The organism is Comamonas sp. 17RB, assembly GCF_030056555.1.
Classification (GTDB): Bacteria; Pseudomonadota; Gammaproteobacteria; order Burkholderiales; family Burkholderiaceae_C; genus Comamonas; species Comamonas terrigena.
This window is the reverse complement of the sequence record NZ_JASHHY010000008.1, coordinates 178,554-197,456: the sequence shown is the minus strand read 5'-3', so window position 1 is coordinate 197,456 and position 18,903 is coordinate 178,554. Positions and strand designations below refer to the sequence as shown.

At 65.9% G+C, this 18,903-nt stretch carries 26 protein-coding genes; 21 read left to right on the top strand and 5 right to left on the bottom strand.

Annotated elements, in window-relative coordinates:
• Positions 1-8 precede the first annotated feature (8 nt).
• Genes flgM through QM470_RS15560 form a run of 3 tightly spaced genes read left to right on the top strand, consistent with a single transcriptional unit; the run spans position 9 to position 1,565 of the window.
• Entirely contained in the window at positions 9-299 is a 291-nt protein-coding gene (gene flgM / locus QM470_RS15570) for a flagellar biosynthesis anti-sigma factor FlgM (RefSeq protein ID WP_283339886.1), read from the top strand.
• Entirely contained in the window at positions 299-769 is a 471-nt protein-coding gene (gene flgN, locus QM470_RS15565; protein WP_283339885.1) for a flagellar export chaperone FlgN, read from the top strand. Before flgM ends, flgN begins: the two co-directional genes overlap by 1 nt.
• Positions 756-1,565, top strand: a complete 810-nt coding sequence (locus QM470_RS15560) for a glucosaminidase domain-containing protein (protein ID WP_283339884.1) — start codon at positions 756-758, stop codon at positions 1,563-1,565. The genes flgN and QM470_RS15560 overlap by 14 nt, the downstream gene beginning before the upstream one ends.
• On the opposite strand, the gene flgA is transcribed toward QM470_RS15560, so the two are convergent.
• Positions 1,540-2,310 (bottom strand): flagellar basal body P-ring formation chaperone FlgA, encoded by a 771-nt coding sequence (gene flgA, locus QM470_RS15555; protein ID WP_283339883.1) that lies wholly within the window; start codon positions 2,308-2,310, stop codon positions 1,540-1,542. The genes QM470_RS15560 and flgA overlap by 26 nt on opposite strands.
• Before the next feature lie 51 nt (positions 2,311-2,361).
• Between flgA and QM470_RS15550 the strand changes: the two genes are divergently transcribed.
• The 14 genes from QM470_RS15550 (at position 2,362) to QM470_RS15485 (ending at position 13,372) form a co-directional block, all read left to right on the top strand.
• Positions 2,362-2,499 (top strand): hypothetical protein, encoded by a 138-nt coding sequence (locus QM470_RS15550; RefSeq protein ID WP_283339882.1) that lies wholly within the window; start codon positions 2,362-2,364, stop codon positions 2,497-2,499.
• 178 nt (positions 2,500-2,677) lie between these two features.
• On the top strand, positions 2,678-3,043 hold the full coding sequence (gene flgB, locus QM470_RS15545; RefSeq protein ID WP_066541916.1) for a flagellar basal body rod protein FlgB: 366 nt from the start codon (positions 2,678-2,680) through the stop codon (positions 3,041-3,043).
• A 2-nt stretch (positions 3,044-3,045) separates the two neighbouring features.
• Positions 3,046-3,465 carry a flagellar basal body rod protein FlgC gene (gene flgC / locus QM470_RS15540; RefSeq protein WP_218333492.1) on the top strand — a complete coding sequence of 140 codons (420 nt, stop codon included), beginning with the start codon at positions 3,046-3,048 and terminating at the stop codon, positions 3,463-3,465.
• Entirely contained in the window at positions 3,462-4,124 is a 663-nt protein-coding gene (locus tag QM470_RS15535; RefSeq protein ID WP_280013255.1) for a flagellar hook capping FlgD N-terminal domain-containing protein, read from the top strand. The genes flgC and QM470_RS15535 overlap by 4 nt, the downstream gene beginning before the upstream one ends.
• Positions 4,125-4,166: 42 nt before the next feature.
• Positions 4,167-5,348: a flagellar hook protein FlgE gene (locus tag QM470_RS15530; RefSeq protein WP_283339881.1), complete on the top strand. Its 1,182-nt coding sequence runs from the start codon at positions 4,167-4,169 to the stop codon at positions 5,346-5,348.
• 16 nt (positions 5,349-5,364) lie between these two features.
• On the top strand, positions 5,365-6,087 hold the full coding sequence (locus tag QM470_RS15525) for a flagellar basal body rod protein FlgF (RefSeq protein ID WP_283339880.1): 723 nt from the start codon (positions 5,365-5,367) through the stop codon (positions 6,085-6,087).
• A 54-nt stretch (positions 6,088-6,141) separates the two neighbouring features.
• Positions 6,142-6,927, top strand: a complete 786-nt coding sequence (flgG, locus tag QM470_RS15520; protein WP_218333390.1) for a flagellar basal-body rod protein FlgG — start codon at positions 6,142-6,144, stop codon at positions 6,925-6,927.
• Positions 6,924-7,607, top strand: a complete 684-nt coding sequence (flgH, locus tag QM470_RS15515) for a flagellar basal body L-ring protein FlgH (protein ID WP_066541908.1) — start codon at positions 6,924-6,926, stop codon at positions 7,605-7,607. The genes flgG and flgH overlap by 4 nt, the downstream gene beginning before the upstream one ends.
• An 8-nt stretch (positions 7,608-7,615) precedes the next feature.
• Positions 7,616-8,788 (top strand): flagellar basal body P-ring protein FlgI, encoded by a 1,173-nt coding sequence (locus tag QM470_RS15510; protein ID WP_502846849.1) that lies wholly within the window; start codon positions 7,616-7,618, stop codon positions 8,786-8,788.
• An 11-nt stretch (positions 8,789-8,799) separates the two neighbouring features.
• Positions 8,800-9,177, top strand: coding sequence for a flagellar biosynthesis protein FlgJ (locus QM470_RS15505; protein WP_283339878.1), 378 nt, complete (start codon positions 8,800-8,802; stop codon positions 9,175-9,177).
• The gene (flgK, locus tag QM470_RS15500; protein ID WP_283339877.1) at positions 9,174-10,559 is read left to right on the top strand and encodes a flagellar hook-associated protein FlgK; all 1,386 of its coding nucleotides are present in this window, start codon (positions 9,174-9,176) and stop codon (positions 10,557-10,559) included. Before QM470_RS15505 ends, flgK begins: the two co-directional genes overlap by 4 nt.
• 36 nt (positions 10,560-10,595) lie before the next feature.
• On the top strand, positions 10,596-11,510 hold the full coding sequence (gene flgL, locus QM470_RS15495) for a flagellar hook-associated protein FlgL (RefSeq protein ID WP_272970613.1): 915 nt from the start codon (positions 10,596-10,598) through the stop codon (positions 11,508-11,510).
• Positions 11,507-12,577 carry a hypothetical protein gene (locus QM470_RS15490; protein WP_283339876.1) on the top strand — a complete coding sequence of 357 codons (1,071 nt, stop codon included), beginning with the start codon at positions 11,507-11,509 and terminating at the stop codon, positions 12,575-12,577. The genes flgL and QM470_RS15490 overlap by 4 nt, the downstream gene beginning before the upstream one ends.
• Before the next feature lie 51 nt (positions 12,578-12,628).
• Entirely contained in the window at positions 12,629-13,372 is a 744-nt protein-coding gene (locus QM470_RS15485) for a PilZ domain-containing protein (protein ID WP_283339875.1), read from the top strand.
• A 118-nt stretch (positions 13,373-13,490) separates the two neighbouring features.
• Here the strand turns inward: QM470_RS15485 and QM470_RS15480 are convergent, their stop codons facing one another.
• From QM470_RS15480 to QM470_RS15470, 3 genes are all read right to left on the bottom strand, one after another.
• Positions 13,491-14,324, bottom strand: coding sequence for a flagellin N-terminal helical domain-containing protein (locus QM470_RS15480; protein ID WP_066541889.1), 834 nt, complete (start codon positions 14,322-14,324; stop codon positions 13,491-13,493).
• A gap of 215 nt (positions 14,325-14,539) precedes the next feature.
• Positions 14,540-15,031, bottom strand: coding sequence for a GNAT family N-acetyltransferase (locus tag QM470_RS15475; RefSeq protein ID WP_280013272.1), 492 nt, complete (start codon positions 15,029-15,031; stop codon positions 14,540-14,542).
• Between the two features lie 111 nt (positions 15,032-15,142).
• Positions 15,143-15,820: a cytochrome b/b6 domain-containing protein gene (locus QM470_RS15470; RefSeq protein ID WP_283339874.1), complete on the bottom strand. Its 678-nt coding sequence runs from the start codon at positions 15,818-15,820 to the stop codon at positions 15,143-15,145.
• Positions 15,821-15,967: 147 nt separating this feature from the next.
• Between QM470_RS15470 and QM470_RS15465 the strand changes: the two genes are divergently transcribed.
• Positions 15,968-16,417 (top strand): c-type cytochrome, encoded by a 450-nt coding sequence (locus QM470_RS15465; RefSeq protein ID WP_218333394.1) that lies wholly within the window; start codon positions 15,968-15,970, stop codon positions 16,415-16,417.
• A 135-nt stretch (positions 16,418-16,552) separates the two neighbouring features.
• On the opposite strand, the gene QM470_RS15460 is transcribed toward QM470_RS15465, so the two are convergent.
• The gene (locus QM470_RS15460) at positions 16,553-17,056 is read right to left on the bottom strand and encodes a TlpA disulfide reductase family protein (RefSeq protein WP_283339873.1); all 504 of its coding nucleotides are present in this window, start codon (positions 17,054-17,056) and stop codon (positions 16,553-16,555) included.
• Between the two features lie 204 nt (positions 17,057-17,260).
• Between QM470_RS15460 and QM470_RS15455 the strand changes: the two genes are divergently transcribed.
• The 3 genes from QM470_RS15455 (at position 17,261) to QM470_RS15445 (ending at position 18,781) form a co-directional block, all read left to right on the top strand.
• Positions 17,261-17,836: a hypothetical protein gene (locus tag QM470_RS15455; protein WP_283339872.1), complete on the top strand. Its 576-nt coding sequence runs from the start codon at positions 17,261-17,263 to the stop codon at positions 17,834-17,836.
• A gap of 248 nt (positions 17,837-18,084) precedes the next feature.
• The gene (locus tag QM470_RS15450) at positions 18,085-18,543 is read left to right on the top strand and encodes a PTS sugar transporter subunit IIA (RefSeq protein ID WP_218333396.1); all 459 of its coding nucleotides are present in this window, start codon (positions 18,085-18,087) and stop codon (positions 18,541-18,543) included.
• Positions 18,512-18,781, top strand: coding sequence for an HPr family phosphocarrier protein (locus QM470_RS15445; RefSeq protein ID WP_066541878.1), 270 nt, complete (start codon positions 18,512-18,514; stop codon positions 18,779-18,781). The genes QM470_RS15450 and QM470_RS15445 overlap by 32 nt, the downstream gene beginning before the upstream one ends.
• Positions 18,782-18,903 lie beyond the last annotated feature (122 nt).

The window sequence follows — 18,903 nt, the reverse complement described above, 5'->3', positions numbered from 1 at the left end:
GCTCCCGGATGAAACTCTCCCCCATTGCGCCCGCTGCGGGCAGTGTGGCTGCACAGGGCGACCGCGTGCAGGACCTGGCCGCATCCCTGCCGGTGGCTGCGGCCGTGGTGGCCCCGGACGTGCAGGTGGGTGTGCAGGCTGCCAGCGTGCAGCGCGCCCAGGTGCAGGCGGCGCAGATGCCGGACGTGGATGCGGCGCGCGTGGCGGAAATCAAGGACGCGCTGGCGCGTGGCGACATCAGCTTCAACCCCCAGAAGCTGGCACAGCTCATCCTGCGCCACCATGGAGGTGGGGCGTGATGGCCGACGCTCCCGCGGCCCCCGGCGCCGTACCGTCGCTGTCGACCCGCCAGCGCTGGGCTGCCATTGCCCAAGGCATGCAGCAGGACATGACGGCGTACGCGCATCTGTGCGAGCTGCTGCACACGCAGTTCCATGCCGCCTTGCGCCACGATGCCGAAGCCATGCAGGAAGCTGCGGTACAGATCACGGCCCAGGTGCAATGGCTGGAAGGTACCCGCAAGGAACGGGGCCAGCATGTGCGGGCGCTGCTGCCTGCGGGGGCGCCGCTGTCGATGGAGGCGGCGTTTGCCTTGCTGCAGGCGCCGCTGCAGCAGCAGCTGCTGGGTCTGTGGGGGCAGCTGGAAGCCCAGGTACAGGTCTGCAAGGCCATGAACCAGCGCAACTGCCAGCTCATCATGGAGCAGGCCGAAGTGATGCGCGCCGTGATTGTGGGCAATGCCCAGCCGGAGATCTATGCTCCGCTCTGATTTTCTGCCTTTGCCGGCCTGGCCCGGTGCCGGTGGCGCGGGACTGTCGGGTGCTGCGGTGGCGTCGGCCGCACGGCTGCCCCAGCTGCCGGCCACGACCCCGGTGGCCGCAGAGACGGCCGTGTACACCCCTTTGGGGCAGGATGTGGCGCGGGAGGTACAGCAGTTCATCAGCCAGGGCAGTGGCGGCGCCGCATTGGCGTCGCCCCAGGCGCGCTGGCTGGCGCTGCAGGCCGCACGCCAGGCCGCGCGCAGCGAGCGGAGCAAGGAGGGCCTGTCTGCCACGGGCGGCGTGCGCAGCGCGGCCGCGGCCGTGGGAGCGGCAGCCTCCCTGCAGCCATCGCAGCAGGCCTTTCTGGACCGCATTGCCCCCTGGGCGCAGCAGGCTGCGCAGCGCTTGGGGGTGTCGCCGCGGGCGGTCATGGCGCATGCCGCGCTGGAAAGCGGCTGGGGGCAGCGCCCCGTGCGGGATGCGCTGGGTCAGGACAGTCTGAACCTGTTCGGCATCAAGGCGCAAGGCGGATGGGCAGGCGCCAGCACCCCGGCGCTGACCACCGAATACGAGGCAGGGCAGGCGGTGCGGCAGACCCAGTCGTTCCGCCAGTACGCCGACCTGGATGCCACCTTTGGGGACTATGTGCGCCTGCTGGCGCACAGCCCGCGTTACCAGGCGGCCCTGCGCACCGGTGACGATGTGCAGGCCTTTGCCAGCGGCCTGGCGGCGGGCGGCTACGCCACCGATCCGGACTACGCGCAAAAGCTGGTGCGCATCAGTCGCCAGATTCCATCGCCTTGACTTTCACGCCGCCGCCCGGTGCCTGCGGGGCGGCCAGCAGCACGCCGGGGGCAATCAGCTGCCCTTTCACCGGCCGGCCGGTGCGGGCATTGCGCACCGTCACCGTGTCCCCCAGCTTGCCGGAGCCCGTGGCCAGGCCCATCACGCTGACCTGTACGCCGTCGCCCTGGGCGCGGATCTCGATCTTGTCCCCCTTGCGCATCGCCACCGGGCTGAGGAGCTGGCGCGCCTGCAAGGCCTGACCGGCCCGCCCGGCGGTCTTCAGCTGCTGGCCCACGGGGGCGGGCGTGTCCAGCAACTCGTTGCGGTGGGCGAGTGTCTGTGGGCGCAGTTCCAGATCCTCGACCTGCAGGGCCTGCCCGGCCGGCACGTCGCTGCGCAATGTCCAGACCGGGGCGCTGGCCTGCAGCTGCGCCACCACGCTGCCGCGCTGGCTGCCGCAGCGCACCGGGATGGAGGCACGGGTCAGGCTGTGCAGTTCCACGGCGGGGACGGTCCAGCCTTCGGGGCAGGGTGTGTGGGCGGCCCCGCGGGGGGCTGTGAACTGCACCTGCAGCCGGGCCTGTGCGCGCTGTGCAGCGGGAAGCAATTGGGTCCACGCGGCCTGCAACCGGGCCTGGGCGGCGGCCTGCAGCTCGGCCGGCAGCACCGGGGATGGCGCGGGTACCTGCTGTGCTGCGGCCCGTGCCGACAGCCCCAGGGCGCACAGCAGGATGGGAGTCCATCTGGTCAGGAATGAATTCATTGCAAATCAAATATCTTTTGTGCAATTATAAAAATTACTGAATCGGTGTGAGTGGCAAAAATCACCACGCCTGGCATCTCCGGAGTCATTTTGTGTGAAATATGGCTGGCAGTGTTTGTTGCGGATGGATGGGTGATTTTGCATGCCATTGGCCGTATTTTTGCGTGTGTTGGCGATCTGATTGTTTGATTGTTTTCTGTCGATGGCTTGCAGGTCGGGTTTGTAAGCGCATTAGGTAGCGCTTTGTGTGAAAAGTAGCAACGTGAAACAATCCGCATAGTATGATTTGAGAACGCGCAAGAAATATCTCATGCGCAAATGATCAACACAGGGTTGTGCACACCTGCAGGGGCGCAACGGGGGCGATATGGCACTGAATTTCGACTCGGCGTTGTCCGTGCATGCGCAAGCGCTGCGTGTGCGCTCTGACCGCACGCAATTGCTGGCTTCCAACCTGGCCAATGCCAGCACGCCGGGTTACCAGTCGCGGGACATCGACTTCGCGGAGGCCATGGCGCGCACGGGCCAGGAGGCGGGCCTGCCGTCGCTGGATTGGGGCGGCAGTGCGGATGCGCTGTTCCGCGTGCCCAACCATCCCTCGCAGGATGGCAACACCGTGGAGGTGGGCGTGGAGCAGGCGCTGTTTTCGCAGAACGCCTCGGACTTCCAGACCAGCCTGACCTTTCTGAACATGAAGCTGCGCGGCCTGCAGTCCGCCATCAAGGGTGAATGAGCATGGGTTTTCGTGAAATCGCGCAGATTGCCGGCTCCGCCATGACGGCCCAGAGCACGCGCCTGAACACCGTGGCCAGCAACTTGGCCAATGCCGGTGCGGCCGCCTCTTCCGAATCCGAGGCCTACAAGGCACGCAAGCCGGTGTTTGCTGCCGTGATGGGCGAAAGCACGCTGGACAGCTACGCCGCCCGTGTCCAGGTGCTGGATGTGTTGGAGACGACCGAGCCGGTGCGCAAGGTGCACGAGCCGGGCAACCCCGTGGCCGATGAGGCCGGCTTCGTCTACTACTCCAACGTCAATTCCGTGGCCGAGATGACCGACATGATGTCCGCATCGCGTGCCTTTGAAACCAATGTCGAGGTGCTGGGGCGCGTGCGCTCCATGCAGCAATCGCTGCTGCGCCTTGGGGAGCAATCATGAGCTTGATCAACAGCGCCTCCGGCACGGGCACCAACGCCGGCTCCAGCAGCAGCGATGCCATCTCGCAGGCCCTGGGCGGCACCGAACTGGGCCAGATGTTCACCAAGTTGCTGGTGGCCCAGGTGCAGTACCAGGACCCGCTGGAACCCACGGATTCCAGCACCTTCGTCACCCAGCTCACGCAGCTGAGCCAGACGGAATCGCTGCAGTCGCTGACGTCGCAGCTCAAGACCCAGTCCTCCATTCTGGACAGCCTGCAGACCATGCAGCTGGGCAGCCAGGTGGGCTCCACGGTCATGGTCTCCACCAACAGCGTGCAGCTGGACGACAGCACCGTACATGCCGTGGTCAATCTGCCGGCCACGGCCGATCTGACGCTGCAGCTGACGGCCCCCGACGGCAAGGTGACCACGGTCAGCCTGGGCTCCAACGCGGTGGGCGATGCCAACTTCACCATCGACCCCGCCGCGCTGGGCCTGCCTGCGGGCAAGTACGGCATCGTGGTCAAGGACGCCAGCGGCACCAGTTACCCCGTGGAAGTGGCGGGCACGCTGCAGGCCGTGCGCCTGACGTCGAGCGGCAGCGTGGCCCTGCAAGTGCAGGGGCTGGGCGATGTGCTGCCTTCCAGCGTGACGCGTTTCGTGGGTCAGAAGGCCTGAGCGCCCTGACGTTTTCTCCCTCTCTTCACCAGGCCTGAAATCATGAGCTTCCAGATTGCGCTGTCGGCGCTCCAAGCGATCAACAACCAGCTCGACAACATCTCGCAGAACATCGCCAACACCGGCACCACGGGCTACAAGTCCAGCCGCACCAACTTCGCGGCCATGTATGCCAGCTCGTCGCCCAACGGCGTGCGCGCTGCCTCCACCACCCAGACGCTGGATGTGGCGGGCGGTCTGCTGAGCACCGGCCGCAACCTGGACGTGGCCATCGCAGGCAATGGCTACTTCATGGTGAAGGACAGCACCGGCGTGATGAACTACACCCGTGTCGGCGTGTTCGATGTGGACAAGCAGGGCGTGCTCGTGGACCACATGGGCCGCCAGGTGCAGGGGTACGGTGTGACCGTCGGCAATGCGGCCCTGGGCAATCTGGGCAACCTGACGGTGCCGACCGGGCAGATCCCGGCGCAGGCCAGCACTTCGGTGGACTTCGTGGCCAATCTGTCGGCGGACTGGAGCGTGCCGGCCAATGCGTTCAACCCCACGGATTCCAGCAGCTACAACAGCTCGACCGTGTCCGTGGTGTATGACTCGCTGGGCCGCCAGCACACCGTCACCCAGTACTTCGTCAAGACGGCGAACAACACGGTGGAAGTGCACTACCAAAACGAAAACACCGCCGTGGGCACCAGCACGCTGAAGTTCACGACGGCAGGGCAGCTGGACACCGCAGCCTCCACCGTTGCGGCCGTGAACCTGACGCCGGCCGGCGCGAATGCGCTGTCGGTGACGTTCGACTATGCCGGCACCACCCAGTTTGCCGGTGACACCTCGACCACCACCAATGCCTCGGATGGCTATGCCTCGGGCACGATGGTGAATGTGCTGGTCGGCGCCGATGGCTCGGTGAACGCGCAGTACAGCAACGGCATGGTGCAGAGCGTGGGCGTGATCGCGCTGGCCACCTTCCCCAGCGACAGCGGGCTGACGGCCGTGGACGGCACCAGCTGGCAGGCTTCGGCCAAGTCCGGTGCCGCACTGATCGGCACCCCTGGCACGGGGCAGCTGGGCGAGCTGGAAAGCCAGCAGCTGGAGCAGTCGAATGTGGAAGTCGCATCCGAGCTGGTGGACCTGATGGGCGCGCAGCGCAACTACCAGGCCAACACCAAGGTGATCAGCACGCAGAACGAAATCATGCAGTCGCTGATGCAGGTGATGTAAGGCGGGAGCGGCGCTCATGGACAAGCTGATCTATACCGTCATGACGGGCGCGGAGCGTGCGTTCCATGCCCAGCAGGTGCACGCCAACAACCTGGCCAATGCCGACACCACGGGCTTTCGCGCCGACTACGAAGTGGCCGGCACGCAGGCCGTGGGCGGGTATGGCTACGACAGCCGCCACCAGAGCACGGGCGCCACGGATGTGGTGTCGCAGCGCCTGGGGGCGGTGCGCGAGACCGGGCGCGATCTGGACGTCGCCGTGCTGGGCCAGGGGCTGATCACGGTGGCGGACGGCGGCGGTGAGGCCTACACCCGTGCCGGTGCCATGCTGGTGGACAGCGAAGGCAATCTCTCCATCAATGGCCGGGCAGTGCTGGGCGATGGTGGACCGATTGTGCTGCCGCCGTTTCGCGTCCTGTCGGTGGCCGAGGATGGCACCGTGTCCATCCTGCCGGAGAACGGGACCGAGATGCAGGAAGTCGACCGGCTGAAGCTGGTGGACGGCAGCCAGCCCATGACCAAGACCACCGCAGGTCTGCTGGTGTCGCGCAGCGGCGAAGCACTGCCGGCCAGCGAGACCGTGCGCGTGCGCAGCGGCGCGCTGGAGTCGTCCAACGTGCAGGCCGTGGAGGAGATGGTGGCCGTGATGGATATCAGCCGCCAGTTTGAAATCCAGATGAAGTTGTATCAGGCCGCCGACGGCATGGCCGAGGCCGGCAACCGGCTGCTGCGTGATTGAGTTGCAGTGCGTCGCCCGCCAGGGTGACAGGGACCACGTAAAAGGAACACCACCATGAATCCCGCTTTGCTCGTGAGCAAGACCGGCCTGCAGGCCCAGGACGCCAAGTTGCAGGTGATTGCGCACAATCTGGCCAACGTGAACACCGTGGGCTTCAAGCGCAACAGTGCAGCGTTTGAAGACCAGTTCTATGAAATCACCCGCATGCCCGGCAGCAACAGCCAGGGCGACAACCGCGTGCCCGCCGGCGTGCAGCTGGGCACCGGCGTGCGGCTGGTGTCCACGCACAAGCAGTTCACCGAAGGCAGCATGCAGAACACCAGCCAGCAGCTGGATGTGGCCATCGTGGGCAATGGCTTTCTGCAGGTGCTGCAGGCGAACGGCGAGACGGCCTATACCCGTGCCGGTCAGCTGCAGGTGGACAACGAAGGCCGCCTGGTCAACGCCAACGGCTTGCCGCTGCAGCCGGAAATCACGATTCCCGAAGGTGCCAAGTCGGTGACCATCAGCGAAACCGGCCTGGTCAGCGCCATGGTGGGCACGGATGCCACCGCGCAGGAGCTGGGCACGCTGCAACTGGCCACGTTCGTGAACCCGGCCGGCCTGCAGGCCCAGGGCGACAACCTGTACCTGGTGTCGCAGGCCAGCGGCGATGCGGTGCTGGGCGAGCCCGGGGAAGCCGGCTTCGGCACGCTGCGCCAGTTCGCGCTGGAAAGCTCCAACGTGCAGGCGGTGGAAGAAATGGTGGACATGATCTCTGCCCAGCGCAGCTACGAGATGAACACCAAGGTGCTGTCCGCTGCGGACGACATGATGCGCAACCTGGCGCAAGCTGCATGATCTGCCGCGCTGCATGGGTGCTGCGCTGGCGCGCGGCGGGTGCTGCGCTGGCCTTGCTGGCGCTGGCAGGCTGCGCGGTGCGCCCGCCCGAGGTGATGCAGCCGGCCGAGTCGGTGCCGGAATTCCTGATGGCGCCGCAGGCCAGGGCCCAGGGCGGCGGGCTGTTCGTGCCCCATGCGTCCACAGGCCTGGTGGCCGACCAGCGCGCGCACCGTGCGGGCGACATCCTGACGGTGCTGCTGGAAGAGGTGACCCAGGCCAGCAAGAAAGCCAATACCCAGACCAGCAAGGGCAGCAGCGTCGGCATCTCTCCGCCCATTCTGGGCGGCAAGAGCATCAAGGCCGACATCGAGCTGGAAGGCAGCAGCAAGTTCAGCGGCGGCGGCAGCAGCACGCAACAGAATGCGCTGTCCGGTGCGATGACCGTCATCGTCCAGCAGGTGCTGCCCAACGGCCTGCTCTACATCAAGGGCGACCGCGCGCTGTCGCTCAACCAGGGCGATGAAGTGCTGCGCCTGAGCGGCTATGTGCGCGCCACCGATGTGGACCTGAACAACCGTGTGTCCTCGCTGCGCGTCGCCAATGCGCGCATCAGCTACTCGGGCCATGGCGCGCTGTCCGATGCCAGCGAAGCTGGCTGGCTGACACGCTTCTTCCAAAGCCCGCTTTTCCCTTTCTGATCGTGATGATGTTTGCACGCCTGCTGTCTCGTAGCCTCTGTCGCGGTGCCATGGCCCTGGTGCTGGCAGGTCTGGCCCTGCCTTCCGGGGCGCAGCCCGCGGGCAAAACGGTGCGCGGTGCCGAGGCGGCCGCCAAGACCAGCATGCGGCCCCTGCGCCATCTGGTGCATGTCGAGGGCGTGCGCGAAAACCAGCTGATCGGTTACGGTCTGGTGGTGGGGCTGAACGGCACGGGCGACAGCACGCAGGTCAAGTTTGCGGGCCAGTCCGTGGCCAATATGCTGACCCAGTTCGGCATCAAGCTGCCCGAGAAGACCAGCACCAAGCTGAAGAACGTGGCCACGGTGATGGTCAGTGGGGTGTTCCCGCCGGGCTACCGCAAGGGCCAGAGCATCGATGTGACCGTGTCCTCGCTGGGCGATGCGAAAAGCCTGCGCGGCGGCATGCTGCTGATGGCGCCGCTGCGCGGGGTGGACAACGAAATCTATGCCATCGCCCAGGGGCAGCTGGTGGTGGGGGGCTTGAATGCCACCGGCAACAGCGGCTCCAGCGTCACCGTCAACACGCCCACTTCCGGCCGCATTCCCAACGGCGCCACGGTGGAGCGCGAGATCCCTTCCGACTTCGAGAGCGGAGAGACCGTGCTGCTGTCGCTGCGCCAGCCGAGTTTTCGCACGGCCCGCAACATCGTCCAGGCCATCAACACGCGCTACGGCGATATCGCCAGCACGCGCGATGGCACAAGCATCGAGGTGCGCGCGCCGCTGGTGCCGACGCAGCGGGTCGGCTTTGTCGCCGACCTGCAGGATCTGCAGGTGGCCATGGGGCAGGAGCTGCCGCGCGTGGTCTTCAATTCGCGCACCGGCACGGTGGTGATTGCCGAGGGCGTCACGGTCAAGGCGGCCGCCGTCTCGCACGGTGCGCTGCGCGTGGTGATCCGCGAGCAGTCCAATGTCAGCCAGCCGGCACCGTTCAGCCAGGGCAACACCGTGGTGACGCCGGAGTCGAGCGTGCAGGTGCAGGAGGGCAACGGGCACATGTTCGAGTGGCCTGCCGGCGCCAAGCTGCAGACCATCATCGACACCATCAACCGCACCGGTGCCTCGCCGGACGACATCATGTCCATACTGCAAGCCCTGGACCAGGCCGGTGCACTGCATGGCGAGCTGGTGGTGATCTAAAGGGATACGCCATGGAAACCTCCCTCACCCACCTTGCCGCCGAACGCCCCACGGTCCCCGCCGGGGAAGCCGGCCACCCCCCCGTGGCCGCGGCCCAGGCTGCCGACGACGCGACCGTGCAGCGCCTGACGGCGGCGGCAGTGAAGTTCGAAGGCTTTTTTGTCGCCCAGATGTTGAAGCAGATGCGACAGGCCACGGCGGCGATGGCCGATTCCGGCAGTGCCATCAATGACCGGGTCAATGACAGCACGCTGGCATTGGCCGAGCAGACCGTGGCCGACGGGCTGGCGGGGCAGCGCGCATTTGGGATCGCCGATGTGCTGGTGCGGCAGATGCTGCCCCAGTCCGGCGCGGCAGTGAACGCTGCGGGAACAAGGAAACTTTCATGAGCATGCTTTTCAATGGACTGACCGGTGTGGTGGCCTCGCAGGTCGCCCTCAATACCGTCAGCCACAACCTGGCGAATGCCCTGACCCCCAACTACACCCGCCAGGGCGTGGTGCTGACGGCCAAGGCCTCGGCCAACACTGCGCTGTCCGCCGGTGACGGGGTGGCCGTCACGTCGTTGATCCGCTATGCCGACAGCTACAAGACCCAGCAGATGTGGCGCGCTGCCAGCACCAAGGGGGAATACGAGGCAGCGCAGACCTACCTGCTGCAGCTGGAACAGGTGATGGGCGATGCCGATGGCGGCATCAACGCCGCGCTGGACAAGTTCTTCAGCGCCCTGAGCGCCACCAGCGTGGAACCCACGTCCACGCCGCTGCGCCAGCAGATCATCGAAGCCGCCAAGGCGCTGGGCCAGACCATCAACAACATCGGCCAGATCGTGTCCAACCAGGCGCTGGCCGTGCGCCAGCAGCGTGCCGTGGCGGTGGACCAGGTCAATTCCTATATCCACGAAATTGCCGCGCTGAACGACAAGATCACGCAGAGTGCCGGTGCCGGGCTGAACACCTCCTCGCTGCAGGATCAGCGTGATGCCAAGGTCGACGAGCTGTCCAAGCTGGTGGGCCTGCAGACGACCACGCAGCCGGATGGCTCCATCAATCTGTCGCTGCGCGGCGGCCAGCCCCTGGTGGTGGGCAACCGTGCCTCGACGGTCAGTGTGGATGCGGGTTCGCAGTTCCTGAGTGTGAGCTTTGGCACCGAGACGTTCCAGCTGGGCGCCGAAAACTGGGGCGGAACCCTGGGCGGCCTGGCGGCGCTGGAGAGCGATGTGCTGCAGCCCTTGGATGCCTCCATCCGCGGGCTGGCGCAGGTCATTGCCAGCGAAACCAATGCGGTGCTGCAGTCCGGCTATGGCACCAATGGTGCGGCGGGGACCGACCTGTTCGTGTTCGATGCCACCTCCACCTCGGCCATGCTGACGGTCAGCGCCGGCATCACGCCGGAACAGCTGGGCCTGTCGGGCGATCCCGCCAAGATTGGCGACAGCACCAAGCTGCAGGAGCTGATTGCCTTGCAGAGCAAGGCCGTGAACATCTATGGCCCCGGAGGCACCGGTATGGTGGGCAGCTCCGTGCTGCTGGGGGATGTGTACACCCAGCTGGTGGGCAAGCTGGCCATGTACAGCCAGCAGAACAACGCTTCCTATGAAACGGCGCAGACGGTGCGCGACCAGTCGGAATCGAACTGGCGCTCCACCAGCGCGGTCAACACCGATGAAGAGGCGGTGAACCTGATGCAGTACCAGCAGATGTACCAGGCCAATATGAAGGTCATCACCGTGGCCAACGAGCTGTTCGACAGCCTGCTGGAAATGCGCTGAGGCGCACCTCCCATTCACGGACAAGGATTTCAGGCCATGCGCGTATCCAGCAACCAGTACCACATCACCGTCAACGCCTCGCTGCAGAACTCCAACAGCCAGCTGGAGAAGCTGATGGGGCAGATGTCCAGCGGCAATCGCCTGACGCGGCCCAGCGACGACCCCATCGCCCATGTGCGCATTTCGCGCCTGCAGCGCGAGGAAGCCAGCATCGCGCAGTACAAGGACAACATCGGTGCGCTCTCCAACCGCATGACGCAAAGCGAGACCGTGCTCAGCAGCATCAACAGCGACCTGCTGAGCACGCGCGATCTGCTGGTGTGGGCCCTGGATGGTGGCAACACCGGCGAGGACCTGAGCGCCATGGCCACGAACCTGGAGTCCTTGCGCGATGCCCTGTACGCCAGCACGCTGACCAAGGACCAGGAAGGCTCCTACCTGTTCTCCGGCACCCTGTCCAAGACCGCCACCGTGGGCTTCAACGCCGCGGCGGCTGCCGGTGCCCGCTACACGGTGGGTGGCAACAGCGAACAGCAGCAGGTGGTGGTGGGCAACGGCCTGACCCAGCCCGCGAACGTGACGCTGGGCGATGAGATGGCAGCCATGCTCAACACGCTGGACCAGGCCATCGAGGCCATCAAGGGTGGTGGCACCACGGCCAACAATCCGGCCACCCGCGCCAGCCTGCAGGCGGCGCTGACGGGCGTGGATACGGGCATGGACCAGGTGTCCACCAAGATCTCCAAGCTGGGCGGGGCGCAGAACATCGTCAGCACACTGGAAACCAATTGGGGCAACCTCAGCACGGCCAACCAGACGGCGGTGCTGGACTACTCCCAGTTGAACTACGCGACCGCGGCCGTGCAGCTCAATACGCTGATGTCGGCCATCAAGGCCACGCAGTCGGCCTACGGCAAGGTCAGCCAGCTCAGTCTGTTTGACGCGCTGTGAGCAGCGCGCGCATTGGTGGCAACGCCTCGGCGGGGCGCATCGGCACCGCCGGTGCAGCGCAGCCCGGTGCGGCGGCGCCGGCCATGCCCACCAGCGCGGTGGGCATGCATCCCTTGCCGGCCATCCGCTACCACAGCACCTGGCCCCGGGGATGGATGGCTGCGGCCGTGCCGCAGCGGGTGCGTGAATTCCATGTGCAGATCAGCAAGGCACAGATGGCGCTGGATTTTCTGGAGCAGCTGGAGCAGCAGCTTTCCGCATTGATCCAGGCCTGCCGCCACCAGCGCAAGCTCCCTTCCGATGCCGGTGCGGCACGCCTGCGTAGTGCGTTGCAGGCGGTGCAGGCAGGGTGGGCCAAGCGCCTGCCGCGCACGCTGGAAAGCCTGGATGAAACGCTGCACTGGTCACCAGGGCAGCGCGCCCGCAAGCAGTTCGCCCTGGCCGGCTGGAGCTGGGAGAGTCTGCAGGCCGAGCACGCGCGCGATACGGAACTGGTGGGCTTTTGCCTGCTGGGGCAGGACGGCGCGCAAGGGGCCTGGCAGGCCCGCTGGGAGCGGGCACAAGGCGGCAGCCGGCAGGCGCTGGCGCATGCGCTGGCACCGCTGGGCATGCAGCTGAGCGGGCTGGAACAGCCGCTGCTGCTGTCGGTCGAAGAGCGCTGCTGGCCGGTGGTGGTACAGCGCTTCATGGTCAAGGGCAATGGCAAGCGCTTTCCTGCCGGGCAGTGGGTGTCGCCGCGCTTGGTGTCGTCCCCCCAGGCACTGCGTGTGGACAGCTGGAGTGCTGCCGATGCAGCGGCTGTGCAGGCGCTGGCGGCCGAGCTGCCCGCCGCCCGCGAGCGCGTGTTGCAGGCACAGGCGGCGGTGCGGGCATTCCAGCATGACGCAGGACAAAGTCTGGACGATGTGGGCGCACGTACCACAGCGGTGCAGGCATTTGCACAGGCGTTTGCGCAGGCCGGCCAGATGCCTGCCTATGATTGGATTTTGGCGGTGGTGCCTGCCGTGCGGGCCGTGTCGCGCCGGCGTGTGGCGCGGCTGTTGCAAAGTCGGGGTGCGTTGGCCTAGCCGTATCGCACCGAGCTTTTGAACCAGGCCCTGCGCAGGGCGGAATCCTCCATGCAGTTGGAATCAGTTGCGGCTCCAGCCGCTGTCGATCTGTCGTATTACCGTTTGAGCACACCGGTTGCTGTGCAGCAGGTGCTGGAGTCTTTGCAACGCCAGCAGGCGGTGATGACCTTGCTGGCCGATGTGCCCGATGCCCATGCGGTGCACGATGCCGGGGGCCGGCCCTGCGGCATGGCCGTGCTGAGCCAGGTGGATGCAGAGCAGCAACGCCTGGTGATGGAAGTGTCCGGTGCCTTGCTGCCCCTGCCCGCAGCGGTGCTGGTGGTGGCCCATTTGCCTGGCAGCGTGCGCACCCAGTGGGAGCTGCAGGCGCAGTGGGCAGAGCTGTCGCCTGGCCGCTGGCAGCTGCAGGCGCCCTGGCCAACCCAGGTTTTGCAGCACCAGCGCCGGCGCCACCCGCGGCTGCAATTGCCGCTGGGCCAGCGCTACGAAGCCAGCTTCATGTTCGGGCAACGCCATTGCGTGCTGCACATGGACGATCTCAGCCAGGGCGGGGTGGCCTTGCGTGGCACGCGCAGCGAAACGTCCATGCTGTTCATGGGGCGCAAGATCAGCAAAGTGGTGCTGGACCTGGGCAGCGGCGTGCAGGTGCAGGTGGATCTGACCGTGCGCTCGCGGCGCAGCTACAAATCCTTTTTGCTGGGCGAGCAGGTCATGGTGGGCTGCAGCCTGGAAGGTATGACCGACGAGGTGCAGAACGCGCTGGCGCGCATCATGCAGGAGCGCGGGGTCTAGGGCCACCAGGCAGCGGCATGGATGCCATGGCGCTGTATGCGCATGCAAAAAAGCCAACCTTGCGGTTGGCTTTTTTTCGTGGATGGCAAGGGCGCGGGCCCTTGCCGAACTGCACAGCTTACTGCAGCAGCGAAGCCACCATCTGGCTCATGCTGGAGGATTGCTTCAGCATGGCGGTGGAGGCCTGCATCAGCATTTGCTTGCTGGTCATGTTCGAGGTTTCGGTGGCGTAGTCCACGTCCATGATGCGGCCCTTGGAGGCTTCGGTGTTCTGGATCATGTTGCCCAGGTTGTTGTACACGTGTTCCAGGCGGTTGGCGGCGGCACCGAACGAGGAGCGCAGCGTGCCCACGGCAGCCGAAGCCAGGTCGGCCAGGTTGATGGCGGCGTTGGCGGTGGTGCCGCTCACTGCGCCAGCCTTCAGGTTGGTGATGGCGGTGTTCAGGGCCGTCAGATCGGTCGAAGCGTTGAACGCATAGGTTTCGGAGTTCGAAGCGCCGATCTGGAAGGTCGAAGCGGCAGTGAAGGTCCCTGCAGCGGAGAACAGTGCCTGGCCACCGAACTTGGTGTTGGCCATGATGTTGTCGATTTCAGCGGACAGTGCCGTGAATTCAGCCTGCATGGCGGTCTTGTCGGCGTCGGTGGAGGTCGCGTTGGCTGCCTCGGTGGCCAGATCCTTCATGCGCAGGATCATGTTGTTGACTTCGGCCAGGGCGCCTTCACCGGTTTGCAGCAGGGAGATGCCGTTCTGGGTGTTCTTCTGGGCCACGGACATGCCGCGGGTTTGGGCTTCCAGGCGGGTTGCGATCTGCAGGCCGGCAGCGTCGTCCATGGCGGAGTTGACGCGGTAGCCGGTACCCAGGCGGGTCATGGAAGTGGACAGGGCCTTGTTGGTGTTGCCCAGGGAATTTTGGGTGCTCAGGGCAGCGGCGTTGGTGTGCAGGCTCAGCATGGAGGGGCTCCGTAAATCAATGTCGGTACGACGTTGCGAGCACCACCATGGCGCTCTTGCCTGTACTAAGCGACGGCGCCGTGCGGGAACTTAAATGGCCTCCGCAAAAAACTGCGGGCACTGGGCACTGGGCACTGGGCACTGGGCACTGGGCACTGGTGGGCACCGGCCAGGCGGAGGGCGGCGGCAGGTGCAGCTGCAGCTGCAGCTGCAGGCTAGGCGATGCTGGCCTTCAGATAGTGGGCCCCGGCAATGGGGTTGTGGTAGTAGGGCGGAATGCTTTCAAAGCCCAGCTCGGTGTAGAGCGCGCGGGCGGATTCCATGTCGTCCAGGGTGTCCAGCAGCACATGGTCATAGCCCATCCGGCGCGCCGCGTTGAGGGCGGCTTCGGCCAGTTCACGGCCCAGGCCAAAGCCGCGGAAGGCCTTGCGCACATACAGGCGCTTCATTTCGGCGGCGTTGGGGTAGTCGCTGGTATCGAGCGGGCGCAGTGCGCAGCAACCGGCCAGGGCGCCATCCACATGGGCCAGCAGCAAGCCCCCGCGGGGCGCAGCGTAGTCGCCGGGCAGGGTGGCGAGTTCGCGCTCGAAATCCTGGAATTCCAGGTCAATGCCCAGGCCGCCGGCATATTCCGCAAACAGCAGGCGCACAGCCTCCAGATCGTGCGGGGATTCGGCCAGCAGCAGGGCCACGGTGGGCTTGTCCACAGGCGGTAGGTGGCGCGCAGGCGCCAGGGTTGACAGAGGGCCAGTGTAAACGGCGGCGCAAAGACCGCCTATCGGGGATGGACCCAGGCCGGGGATCCACACCGCCGGCACTCAGAAACCGGGTGTGCTGCCCAGGCCGTAGACCCACCAGGCGGCCGCGGCGCAGGCCGCGATCAGCAGCAGGGCCAGCAGCCGGGCGGCCAGTCCGTCGCGGGAGGCAGAGGTGCCGGCGGGGGCCGGCTGGTCGCCGTGCAGCATGGCCTGTACCAGGGGCTTGCGGCGCACCACGGCATAGAAAGCGATGGCGCACAGGTGCAGGGCCAGCAGGCCCAGCAGCAGCCACTGGCCCCAGTCCTTGTGCCAGCCGGTGGCCCAGGCGACGGTGTCGCCGCTGACAAAGCGGGTCAGCGGGCCGGCAAAGGCAATTTCATCGTCGCTGAGCAGGCCGGTGCCCACCTGCAGCCCCAGCACCAGCAGCAGGGCCAGCACCGACAGCGCCCCCAGCGGGTTGTGGCCGACCGTGGTGTCGGCCGCCGGCTGGCGCAGGTAGCGCAGCAGGCGCGCGGGCCCGGGAATGAAGGTGGCAAAGCGTGACCAGTGGCCGCCCACCACGCCCCAGAGGATGCGAAACACCAGCAGGGCCAGCACCACGTGGCCCAGGCGCAGATGCCATTCCATGGCATTGCCGCCGACTTTGGCGGTCACCACCAGGGCGATCACGCAGGCCGCCAGCAGCCAGTGGAACAAGCGGGTGGGAAGGTCCCAGATGCGGGTGGATGCATTGCTCATGGTCTTCAATGTATGCGGATGCAGGCAGAGGCCGCAGGGAGTCCGCGCAAAAAAGTGCGGCTTTGCGTTGAGCGGAGGCACTGCCATACTGACCCGCAGGCACCTGGTGCCGCGACTGCGTTTCCCCACAACCCAAGGAAAAAAACCATGAAGAAGATCCTGCCTGCGCTGCTGGTGGCGGCCTCGGCGGCGCTGTTGGCTGCGCCTGCCTCGGCGCAGTTTGCCAAAAGCGAAGACGCCATCAAATACCGCCAGGGCGCTTTGTTCGTGATGAGCCAGCATTTCGGCCGTCTGGGCGCCATGGCGAATGGCAAAGCGCCTTTTGATGCGAAAGTGGCGCAAGAGAATGCCGCCGTGCTGGAAACCATGGCCAAGCTGCCGTGGGCGGCCTTCGGTGACGGCACGGAAGGCGGCAAGGCCAAGCCCGAGGTGTGGAAGGAGAAGGCCAAGTTCACGGAACATGCCGACAAGTTCCAGGCGGAAAGCGCCAAGCTGGTGGCGGCGGCCAAGACCGGCGATCTGGCGCAGCTGAAGAATGCCTTCGGCCCTGCCGCACAGTCCTGCAAGGCCTGCCACGACGCGTTCCGTAACCGTTGAAGCGGCGCGGCGGGTGCCCGGCGACGGGCACCAGGCCGCTGCCCTGCGCGCACAAAAAAGCCAGCACGGGTGCTGGCTTTTTGCATGGCGGAAAGGGCAGAGCGCGCGAAGGCTGCGCGCTGTGGCAGGCGGGGTTTAGGCCTCGGCCAGCAGTTTCTCGATCAGCTTGTGCAGCTCGGCAAAGTCGGGGGCGCCGACATAGGTCTTCACGATCTCGCCGCGCTTGTTGACGATGTAGGTGGTGGGCGTGATGCGGATATCGCCCCAGGCCTTGGCGGCGGCACCGGTGTTGTCCAGCGCCACCTTGAAGGGCAGCTGGCGCGACTGGACAAAGTTCACCACATAGCTGGGGGGGTCGTAGCTCATGGCCACGGCCAGGGTGTCGTAGCCTTTGTCCTTGTACTTGTCGTAGGTCTTGATGATCTCGGGCATTTCTGCCACGCAGGTGGTGCAGCTGGTGGCCCAGAAGTTCACCAGCGTCACCTTGCCCTTGAGGTCTTCGGTGGTGCGGGTGCTGCCGTCAAGCAGCACAAAGGACGACTGCGGCGCAGCCGCGCTGTGACCGCCCCAGAGCACATAGGCCCCCAGGCCTGCGAATGCGGCAAGCGCCACGCCTGCCATCCAATGTTTGATTGCCATGTTGTGATTGTGTACCAAGCGCCGGAACCGATGCCAGCGTGCAGGTTTGGAGCCTGATCCCGGACAAAAGTTCTGTCAGGGAGAAAGCGGCGAGCCGCCTTGCCGGGTGCTGTGCCCACAGCGCGTGGAAATGCCCGGCAAGCATCGGCTTTCTTGCGCGTTTGTGCGCGTACACAAAACGCGGGGGCTGCCGATAATGGGAGCATGACCACATTCGCTGTCCGTTGCGCTTCTCTTTTTGCGGTGTGCGCTGCTGTTGCTGCGCTGTCGGCCTGTGACCACAAGCCGGAACTGACTTGGCATGACGTCGTGCTGCGCGATGCGGAACTGCATGCCCGTTTCCCCTGCGAGCCCGATGTGGCCCAGCAGAAGGTGGATTTCGGCATGGAGCAGGGTCCGGTGAATGTGACCATGATGGGCTGCGATGCCGTGGACGCCACCTATGCCGTCTCGCACTGGCTGCTGGACGATGTGCGCCAGGCCGACGATGCACTGGCCTACTGGGAAGCCGCGGTGCTGACCAAGCTCAAGGCCGTGGACAGCAAGGAGGGCAAGAGCGGCGCGCCGTTTGTGCCGGTCGGGGCCATGAATCTGTCGCGCTCCATCCGCGCCACGGTGCAGGGGGAAGGTCCGTCGGGCTGGACCATCACCACGCATGGCGTGTGGTTCGCCAAGCAGGAGGGCGACAAGGCCCGCATCTTCCATGCGGTGATCTACGCGCCCAAGCCCCAGCACGAAGTGGCCAGCCAGTTCTTCCAGGCCTTGCAACTGCAGAACTGAAGGCTGGACGCCGTCGAGGACCAGAGGGCCCACGGAGGTGCCCGGAGGTACGTCGACGCCTGTGGTCCCACTCCGGCGTTGTGACGGGCGCGGCGCATGCAAGCGCTACCGTGGTGTGACCTTGCTGTGTCAGGCCTTCATTGTTGTCAGCGCACCACGGACTGTCCCTGTCACGGCCCTGGCGGGCATGCCAGCACCCGTGAGCGGGGTGACCGGGCGCGCCATAATGGACGGAACAATCGCGCTCCATGAAACCTGTTCGCATTCTCCTCATTGCCCACGCGCCCCTGGCGCACGCCTTGCGCGAAGCGGCACTGCATGTCTTCAATGACTGCGGTGGCGATGTGCTGGCGCTGGACGTGCAGGCCCATGCAGAACCCGAAGACACCCTCCAGAAAGCGCGGGCCCTGTTGCCGGCGCAGTCCGAAGAGGGCCCGCTGCTGGTGCTGACCGACGTCTTTGGCGCCACGCCCAGCAATGTCGCCCTGCGCCTGGTGGAAGGCCGCAATGCACGCGTGGTGACGGGGGTGAACCTGCCCATGCTGCTGCGTGCCTGGTGCTACCGCGCGGAGTCTTTGGAAAACCTGGCCGCCCGTGCGCAAGCCGGCGGCACGCAAGGCATCATGCTGGCCGGTGGTGGCAGCGCGCCCCAAAACCAGCGTCCCCGTTTGCACCATGATTCAGACCACAGTCACCATCAGCAATAAGTTGGGCCTGCACGCCCGCGCGTCCGCCAAGCTCACCAAACTGGCGGGCAGTTTCCCCTGCGAAGTCTGGCTCTCGCGCGGCGAGCGCCGTGTCAACGCCAAAAGCATCATGGGCGTGATGATGCTGGCCGCCGGCCTGGGGGCCGAAGTGGTGCTGGAGACCGACGGCGAGCAGGAGCAGCAGGCCTCGGACGCCTTGCTGGCCTTGATCAACGACAAGTTTGGCGAAGGCCAGTGAGTGCTTGCTCTTGATATTGCTGCGGCGCAGCAATATGGAGTGGTACAGGCCAAAGCTTGCCTTGCATCAAGAGAGGCCGACCCGGCGTCTGTGATGTAGGCCGGAATCGCTGGCGCTGGGCT

What these genes read in the sequence shown, in the direction of transcription:
- flgM (WP_283339886.1), top strand. Translation starts at nt 9, where the DNA reads ATGAAACTCTCCCCCATTGCGCCCGCTGCGGGCAGTGTGGCTGCACAG.
- flgN (WP_283339885.1), top strand. Translation starts at nt 299, where the DNA reads ATGGCCGACGCTCCCGCGGCCCCCGGCGCCGTACCGTCGCTGTCGACC.
- QM470_RS15560 (WP_283339884.1), top strand. Translation starts at nt 756, where the DNA reads ATGCTCCGCTCTGATTTTCTGCCTTTGCCGGCCTGGCCCGGTGCCGGT.
- flgA (WP_283339883.1), bottom strand. Translation starts at nt 2,310, where the DNA reads ATGAATTCATTCCTGACCAGATGGACTCCCATCCTGCTGTGCGCCCTG.
- flgB (WP_066541916.1), top strand. Translation starts at nt 2,678, where the DNA reads ATGGCACTGAATTTCGACTCGGCGTTGTCCGTGCATGCGCAAGCGCTG.
- flgC (WP_218333492.1), top strand. Translation starts at nt 3,046, where the DNA reads ATGGGTTTTCGTGAAATCGCGCAGATTGCCGGCTCCGCCATGACGGCC.
- QM470_RS15535 (WP_280013255.1), top strand. Translation starts at nt 3,462, where the DNA reads ATGAGCTTGATCAACAGCGCCTCCGGCACGGGCACCAACGCCGGCTCC.
- QM470_RS15530 (WP_283339881.1), top strand. Translation starts at nt 4,167, where the DNA reads ATGAGCTTCCAGATTGCGCTGTCGGCGCTCCAAGCGATCAACAACCAG.
- QM470_RS15525 (WP_283339880.1), top strand. Translation starts at nt 5,365, where the DNA reads ATGGACAAGCTGATCTATACCGTCATGACGGGCGCGGAGCGTGCGTTC.
- flgG (WP_218333390.1), top strand. Translation starts at nt 6,142, where the DNA reads ATGAATCCCGCTTTGCTCGTGAGCAAGACCGGCCTGCAGGCCCAGGAC.
- flgH (WP_066541908.1), top strand. Translation starts at nt 6,924, where the DNA reads ATGATCTGCCGCGCTGCATGGGTGCTGCGCTGGCGCGCGGCGGGTGCT.
- QM470_RS15510 (WP_502846849.1), top strand. Translation starts at nt 7,616, where the DNA reads ATGTTTGCACGCCTGCTGTCTCGTAGCCTCTGTCGCGGTGCCATGGCC.
- QM470_RS15505 (WP_283339878.1), top strand. Translation starts at nt 8,800, where the DNA reads ATGGAAACCTCCCTCACCCACCTTGCCGCCGAACGCCCCACGGTCCCC.
- flgK (WP_283339877.1), top strand. Translation starts at nt 9,174, where the DNA reads ATGAGCATGCTTTTCAATGGACTGACCGGTGTGGTGGCCTCGCAGGTC.
- flgL (WP_272970613.1), top strand. Translation starts at nt 10,596, where the DNA reads ATGCGCGTATCCAGCAACCAGTACCACATCACCGTCAACGCCTCGCTG.
- QM470_RS15485 (WP_283339875.1), top strand. Translation starts at nt 12,629, where the DNA reads ATGCAGTTGGAATCAGTTGCGGCTCCAGCCGCTGTCGATCTGTCGTAT.
- QM470_RS15480 (WP_066541889.1), bottom strand. Translation starts at nt 14,324, where the DNA reads ATGCTGAGCCTGCACACCAACGCCGCTGCCCTGAGCACCCAAAATTCC.
- QM470_RS15470 (WP_283339874.1), bottom strand. Translation starts at nt 15,820, where the DNA reads ATGAGCAATGCATCCACCCGCATCTGGGACCTTCCCACCCGCTTGTTC.
- QM470_RS15465 (WP_218333394.1), top strand. Translation starts at nt 15,968, where the DNA reads ATGAAGAAGATCCTGCCTGCGCTGCTGGTGGCGGCCTCGGCGGCGCTG.
- QM470_RS15460 (WP_283339873.1), bottom strand. Translation starts at nt 17,056, where the DNA reads ATGGCAATCAAACATTGGATGGCAGGCGTGGCGCTTGCCGCATTCGCA.
- QM470_RS15455 (WP_283339872.1), top strand. Translation starts at nt 17,261, where the DNA reads ATGACCACATTCGCTGTCCGTTGCGCTTCTCTTTTTGCGGTGTGCGCT.
- QM470_RS15450 (WP_218333396.1), top strand. Translation starts at nt 18,085, where the DNA reads ATGAAACCTGTTCGCATTCTCCTCATTGCCCACGCGCCCCTGGCGCAC.
- QM470_RS15445 (WP_066541878.1), top strand. Translation starts at nt 18,512, where the DNA reads ATGATTCAGACCACAGTCACCATCAGCAATAAGTTGGGCCTGCACGCC.